This window comes from Okeania sp. SIO2F4 (assembly GCF_010672385.1).
Taxonomy (GTDB): domain Bacteria; phylum Cyanobacteriota; class Cyanobacteriia; order Cyanobacteriales; family Microcoleaceae; genus Trichodesmium.
On the sequence record NZ_JAAHGT010000460.1, the window covers coordinates 1 to 7,537 of the forward strand.

Genomic DNA, 7,537 nt, shown 5'->3' on the forward strand with positions numbered 1-7,537 from the left:
TGATAATTGATAATTACAAGAAGGTTAAAACCGAGAGGATTGAATATAAGGAATATTGTCTTTGTTTTCCCCTATCCAAGGGGAGGCTTCAAGGCGCGAATTATTTAATTATTAATTATTAATTATTAATTTTTCGGTAATGGTGAAGATATATATTTTTTAATTTCTTCTCACGCTCCCACACTTCCCACACTTCCCACACTTCCAACACTTCCAAGACTCTCTCTACCATTACTATGCACCACCACCATTTTATCTAACGGGGTTTGGTCTCCCAACAAGGGCGAAAATGGAATTTGGAAACCAAACCCCTACAGTTTTTTCTCACAAATATTATGGGATTAGTATAGAGAACATTATATCACAAATAGTTTCCAACTTTAAATGTGAAATAATTTACTGAAATTACTTTCTAGTCAAAGTTTTGCTAAGAAAAAAATTCTTTTAATAAATCCTTCTATTACAGAAGAGATAATTCTCAATTCTTACTTCCTTTCCCGCAACTTCAACAATATTTCGTCATGTACTTCCCGTGTAATAGGATATAAATAAGCCAACAATAATCCAAATATTAAAAATATAGTAGGTAACGGACCGATCGCTACCCGAACTGCTAAAAGTGCTGATTCTGGTTGAGTAGGTGGAGCCTCCCCAGGAATGCTTTCAATAAATCCAGCAATATCTAAAGCTAATCCTACTAAAAATAAACCAATAGCTAATCCAACCTTCTGCAAAAAAACCATAAAAGAATAAAAAATTCCTTCCCTTCTTTGCCCTGTATTTAGTTCATCTAAATCAATAACATCCGGTATCATTGACCAAGGAACTAAATAAGCAGTTGATACTCCAAAACCTGCTATTACTGCCAAAAAATACATTAAACCAACTTGTCCTGGTTGGATAAAAAATAATCCACCTTGAGCAATTATCCACAAACAAACACCCATAAAATAAACAGCTTTCTTCCCCAGTTTTTTACTAACAAAACTCCAAACAAATAACATAGTTAAAGCAGTACCTTGAACAGCGATCGCTACTTGAGGAAAAGTTGCTTCAGGTAACCTCATCCAATTAATTACAAAGTAGGGCAAAATTGAAGCTGTTAATTGTACTCCCAACCAAGAACATAGATAAATTCCGATGACAAATAGAAACGGACCATTACTAAAAGCTACACGAATTTGTGCAACAATTGGTAAATTAGTATTATTATCTTCTTCCTGTTTTTTATTAACAGAAAGTGTCCGTTTGCGAGTTCCAAAAAAACACCAATATATAGGTAAAACAGCAATTATTGCACAGACTATACCTAACACTAAATATTGTTGAATAGGATTATCTGAGAAAATAGAAAAAATTAATTGAGCAATCACCAAAGAAAGAATACTACCACCAATAGAAAATGCAAATCTAAAACTATTTAAACTGGTACGTTCATTGTAATCTTGTGTCAGTTCTGGAGTTAGAGCAGCGTAGGGCAAATTAACAACAGTATAAGCAAGATTAAATAAAATAGCAATTATCACATAATACCAAAATAAAAAAGACTGATTTGTACTAGGAACTATCCATTGTAAAAAAAACAAAACCCCAAAAGGAATAGCACCAAAAACCATCCAAGGATAACGTCTACCCCAAGGATGAACAGTGCGATCGCTCATCACTCCAATTATTGGGTCATTAATAGCATCAGAAATTTTGCCAATCATCAAAATACTACCTGCTAAAGCAGCAGGTAAACCAGCAACATTAGTAAAGAAATATAGCAAGAAAAATACTTGAATATTAGCACAAATAGCTGGACCTAAATCGCCAGCACCATAAGCTAATTTCGTCCAGAAGTTAAGTTTTTCAGTTTGAATAGAATGATTATTCATTATTCATATATTTAATTAAAATACAGTAGAAAGAAAAAGTCCAGCTTAAAGCCAGATCGATAAAATTGAAGAACTAGTAGTAGGGGAGAAATAGTTCCTATTACCTACTTTTTTCCTTTCTTTCTTCATGTACCTCCCCAAATTTACGGATATCCTAATTTTGACAGATGTATTTAGTTATTATTGTACTATAGCAATCCGCCCATAGGTTGCGGGTAATCAAAAAGTAGATAAAAAAACCGAAACTCTCACCAGTTAAGTGTTCCCTGTTCCCAGTTAAGCGTTCCCTAAAAGCGGTAAGATTTTTATACACAAATAAAATAGGATTGCTATATTTATCCTAGTAAAATCCCACAAAAAAAATCTCAATTTATTAGGCAACTATAGTTAAGATTACAAAAAAGGTATTAACCATTGTTTCGTTTACCACTATATTTTGTTTATTTTCCGATTGCTTCTAGCTTTCAGTAATTTTTCACCTCAGATTAGTTGCAACAAAAACCCCTTTTTTGACATTCTTAGATTGCTTAACTTTTTGTAATAAGTAGCTATAAGCTACTCCTGACCTTTTTTTTTTACTTTCAGTAACTAAGGTGTATACCTGAGAAAAGTTGTCGCTTTCCGAGATAATAATTAATATATAAATAGGGAAAAAAAGTTTTAAGAAAATAATATTGATAATAAATATGAACGATAAAAAGCTAAAAAATAACTAAAACTTATTAGGGAGCAATATTATTTTGATTCATTACCATTAACAATATTGGTCTAAAAAGCCAAAAATATGTGAGTTTGCCGGAAACACCAAATTGTGAGAAAAATTATCTCAAAGCTGTACCGCCATGAAGCAGCTTAATTTTAGGAGAAATTAAAGCAATGACAAACATACTAGCAATTCAACAAAGGACTGCCTCTACTAAAGAAAAATCTTTAATATTATGGTTTGATGAAGTTGGTATTAACGACATTCCATTAGTAGGAGGTAAAAACGCCTCCCTAGGGGAAATGATCCAACAACTTACTCCCAAAGGTATCAATATTCCTAACGGTTTTGCTACCACTGCTTATGCTTACCGTTACTTCATCAAAACAGCAGGTTTAGAAACAAAATTGCGCCAACTATTCGCGGACCTTGACGTTGAAGATATTAATAACCTGCAACAACGGGGTAAAAAAGCGCGTTCGTTAATAATGAATACACCCTTTCCAGCAGAACTAGAACGAGCGATAACTATAAGCTACGAAACCTTGTGCTACCTCTACGATCGAGACACAGACGTTGCAGTGCGTTCCAGTGCGACTGCAGAAGACCTCCCCGATGCTAGTTTTGCCGGACAACAAGAAACCTACCTTAACATTCACGGGATTAAAAGTGTACTCAAAGCAGCACATAAATGTTTTGCTTCAATATTCACAGACCGTGCCATTTCCTACCGTACTATCAAAGGTTTCGACCACTTTGATGTTGCTCTCTCTGTTGGTATTCAAAAAATGGTGCGTTCTGACCTTGCTACATCCGGCGTAATGTTTTCCATCGACACCGAAACGGGATTTAAAAATGCTGCACTAGTCACAGCAGCTTACGGTTTAGGGGAAAACGTCGTCCAAGGTGCAGTCAACCCCGATGAATACCTAGTATTTAAACCAACGCTCCGAGAAGGTTTCCGCACTATTCTCAACAAACGCCTCGGTAGCAAAGCTATCAAAATGGTTTACGATGGTGGTAACTCCACAAAAAACGTACCCGTATCAGAACGAAAGCAACAACAGTTTGCCCTGACTGATGATGAAATTTTACAACTTGCTCAGTGGGCAATAATGATTGAAGATCACTATTCCCAGGTGCGCGGTAGTTATACGCCAATGGATATTGAGTGGGCAAAAGATGGCTTAACTGATAGTTTATATATAGTACAGGCGCGACCAGAAACTGTGCAATCTCAGAAATCTAGTAATATGCTGCATACTTATCACTTGCAGGATAGGGGGAAAGTTTTGGTGACAGGTCGTGCTGTGGGGCAAGCGATCGCTAAAGGTAATGTGCGCATCATTCTGGATACGGATAAAATTGAAGAGTTTCAAGCGGGGGAGGTATTAGTAACTAACAAAACTGACCCGGACTGGGAACCTATTATGAAAAAAGCTAGTGCTATAGTTACTAACCAAGGTGGTCGTACTTGCCATGCTGCCATTATTGCACGAGAGATGGGTATTCCGGCGATCGTTGGTTGTGAAAGTGCGACTAAACTATTGCGCAATAGTTCTGAAGTAACTGTTTCTTGTGCTGAGGGAGAAGTAGGAACGGTTTATGAGGGTTTGCTACAGTTTGAGGATAGAGAAACAGTATTGGATGATATACCCGAAACTCGCACTCGTATTTTGATGAATGTGGGCAACCCAGAGGAAGCGTTTCGGTTATCGGCAATTCCTTGTGATGGTGTGGGTTTAGCACGGTTGGAATTTATTATTGCTAATCATATTGGAGTGCATCCTTTGGCATTGCTGAATTTTGACGAAGTGGCGGATGAGGTGGAAAAGGCAAAAATTGCTGAATTGACTGTAGGATATGAACGGAAGGCAGATTTCTTTATCGATCGCCTAGTTTATGGCATCGGAGCGATCGCTGCTGCATTTTATCCGAAACCTGTCATTGTACGAATGAGCGATCTTAAGAGTAATGAATATGCTAACTTATTGGGTGGGAAACAGTTTGAACCTGATGAAGAAAACCCAATGATTGGTTGGCGCGGTGCCTCTCGTTATTATCATCCCAAATATCGGGAAGCTTTCGGTTTAGAATGTGTGGCGCTGAAGCGGGTCAGGGATATGATGGGATTAGCAAATGTGATTCCTATGATTCCGTTTTGTCGCACACCCCAGGAAGGAGAGAAGGTATTAGCGGAGATGGCAAAGTATGGTTTGGAAAGGGGTAAGAATGGTTTGCTGGTTTATGTAATGTGTGAGTTACCCAGTAATGTGATTTTAGTGGAACAGTTTGCTCAAATCTTTGATGGATTTTCTATTGGGTCGAATGATTTAACTCAGTTAGTATTGGGTTTAGACCGAGATTCAGCATTGGTGGCAGACGTTTTTGATGAACGCCATGATGCTGTGCGCAGGATGATCCAGATTGCAATTACTATTGCCCACGAATGCGGACGTAAGATTGGTATTTGTGGTCAAGCACCGAGCGACTATCCTGAGTTTGCTCAGATGTTGGTAGAATTGGGAATTGATTCGATTAGTTTGAATCCTGATTCTGTTTTGAAGACTCGGTTTGAGGTGGCGAAGTTAGAAAGGCTATAATTGTCATTGCGAGGCGATGGTAAACAAGTTAAACTTTTGGGAAAATCGTTAATGTTAGCCGAAGCAATCTCTATTTCAGGAGATTGCCACAGGGGGTATAACGACAAAACCAATAACCTAACTCTCTTCTCTCCCCCCTCGCAATGAAAATAGCAACTTGTCATTGCGAGGCGATATTCAATAATTAATAATTAATAGACATCTCCAATAATAAAAAATGAAATCAAGTATTGGGCATAAATTATCAATTCTTTCTCCCTGCTCCCTGCTCCCTACTCCCTCTTTTCTGGAGATGTCTAATAATTACCTCTTCTTATAAAGAAGAGGATTGGCTAAAAGGAATTTTTGGGGTTGCACATGAAAGAATGATAATAAATATTAAACTGTACATATATAGAGGAAAGAATTATCCAAAAATATTTACTTTCAGATTTCATCATTCCTAATTGTGCAACCCTATCTACTTAGCAATATAAGCACCATGCTGTTGGATTAGTTCTGCTACTACTCCTGTCCAACCAGTTTGATGACTAGCTCCAATTCCTGCACCATTATCTCCATGAAAATACTCATAGAACAGAATGTAATTATTCCAATTGGGGTCAGTTTGAAACTTTTCCGTTGCGCCATAAACAGGTCGTTGACTTTGACCATCTTTTGGTAAGAAAATTTTGATTAAACGATGAGAAATTTCTGCAGCTACTTCCGAAAGATTCATCATATTTCCTGAACCTGTAGGACATTCTACTTTGAAATTATCTCCTAAACAATAATGGTATTTTCGCAGGGATTCAATAATCAAAAAGTTAACAGGCATCCAAACGGGACCACGCCAATTAGAATTACCTCCAAACAGACCAAATCTTGATTCTGCTGGTTCATATTCTACTTCAGGTTGAATGTAATTGCCACTCTTTGTTCTGATGCTAAAAGGTAATTTATAGGAATTAGGTGGCTCATGAGATTTAGACAATCCTCGAATACCATAAGGTCCGAAAAATTCAGATTCATCAAGCATTCTTTTCAGAACTAATCGGAGTCTGGTAGGGTTAACTAGAGAGAAAGCTACCCCTCCTTCCATGAGATTACTGTCTGTATTATCAAAGTAAATATTCTCGCCTTTTGTCAAATCCTGACGGTTTTGCAAGAACCAATCAGCTCTCTTTTTGAAATCAGAGTCTAAATGTTTGTCTAATGTTTCCTGATCGATTGTTTCTATTGCAAACAGAGGAATCAATCCGACCATAGAACGAACTTTCATCGAGAAAGAAAAAGCATTATTTCCCCCGGGTAAGACATTAGGAGGAACGTGAAAAATATCATGGAAAAATCCATCTTCGTTATCCCAGACGTTGATTTCATCTCCTCCCAATTTATTCAGAGCTTCTGCCATTAATAAAAAGTGCTGGAAGTATTTAGAGACCATGGCATCATAAACTTTGGAGTCAGACTCGCCCTTGGCTAACTCTGATGCCATCTTTAACAAATTTAGACAAAACATTCCCATCCAGCTAGTACCATCTGATTGCTCAATACTAGCACCAGAAATTTTGAGATTACTGCGGTCAAAAACCCCTATATTATCTAACCCCAGGAAACCCCCGCCAAACAGATTATTCCCATCTACATCTTTGCGGTTTACCCACCAAGTAAAATATAGGGACAATTTCTGAAATAACTCTTCTAAGAAACCTCGGTCTGCATGACCATACATTTTCTCTTCTATTTTATAAACCTCCCAAGCACCCCAAGCATGAACCGGAGGATTGACATCACTAAAATTCCACTCATAGGCTGGTATCTGACCATTAGGGTGCATATACCATTCCTTGGTGAATATATATAATTGGTTCTTAGCAAAGTCAGGGTCAATTAATGCTAAAGGAATAGTGTGAAAAGCTAAATCCCAAGCTGCAAACCAGGGATATTCCCATTTATCAGGCATGGAGATGATATCTGCATTATACAAATGAGTCCACTCACGATTTCTGCCATCTTTGCGTTGCTCTGGTGGAGGTGGATAACCAGGGTCTCCATTCAGCCAATCTTGTACAACATAGTAGTAAAATTGCTTCGTCCATAACATCCCTGCAAATGCTTGTCTTTGGACGTTACGCATTTCACCAGATAGTTGTTCAAAAGGAGTGACGGCTTGATAAAATTCATCAGTTTCTCTTTTACGTTGTTCAAAAACTGAGCCAAACTCATCTCCAAAGGGGTTTTGTAAATTATGAATATTACTCAGTCGTAGTCGAACAAGTTTGGTTTCCCCTGGAGCAATATTTAAGTAGCTAATGTAACAATAGCTCTTACAATCTCACTATTTTCCCCATTAACTCCCATATTTGTCACAA

Annotated in this window: 3 protein-coding genes; 1 reads left to right on the forward strand and 2 read right to left on the reverse strand. The window is 37.5% G+C overall.

From position 1 onward, the window contains the following. Window positions 1-485 precede the first annotated feature (485 nt). Window positions 486-1,877 carry an MFS transporter gene (locus F6K22_RS24710; RefSeq protein WP_293104051.1) on the reverse strand — a complete coding sequence of 464 codons (1,392 nt, stop codon included), beginning with the start codon at window positions 1,875-1,877 and terminating at the stop codon, window positions 486-488. 876 nt (window positions 1,878-2,753) lie between these two features. On the opposite strand from F6K22_RS24710, the gene ppsA reads away from it, so the two are divergent. Continuing rightward, window positions 2,754-5,183 carry a phosphoenolpyruvate synthase gene (gene ppsA, locus F6K22_RS24715; RefSeq protein WP_293104054.1) on the forward strand — a complete coding sequence of 810 codons (2,430 nt, stop codon included), beginning with the start codon at window positions 2,754-2,756 and terminating at the stop codon, window positions 5,181-5,183. A gap of 460 nt (window positions 5,184-5,643) precedes the next feature. Here the strand turns inward: ppsA and F6K22_RS24720 are convergent, their stop codons facing one another. Continuing rightward, window positions 5,644-7,302 (reverse strand): MGH1-like glycoside hydrolase domain-containing protein, encoded by a 1,659-nt coding sequence (locus F6K22_RS24720; protein ID WP_293104057.1) that lies wholly within the window; start codon window positions 7,300-7,302, stop codon window positions 5,644-5,646. Between the last annotated feature and the right edge of the window lie 235 nt (window positions 7,303-7,537).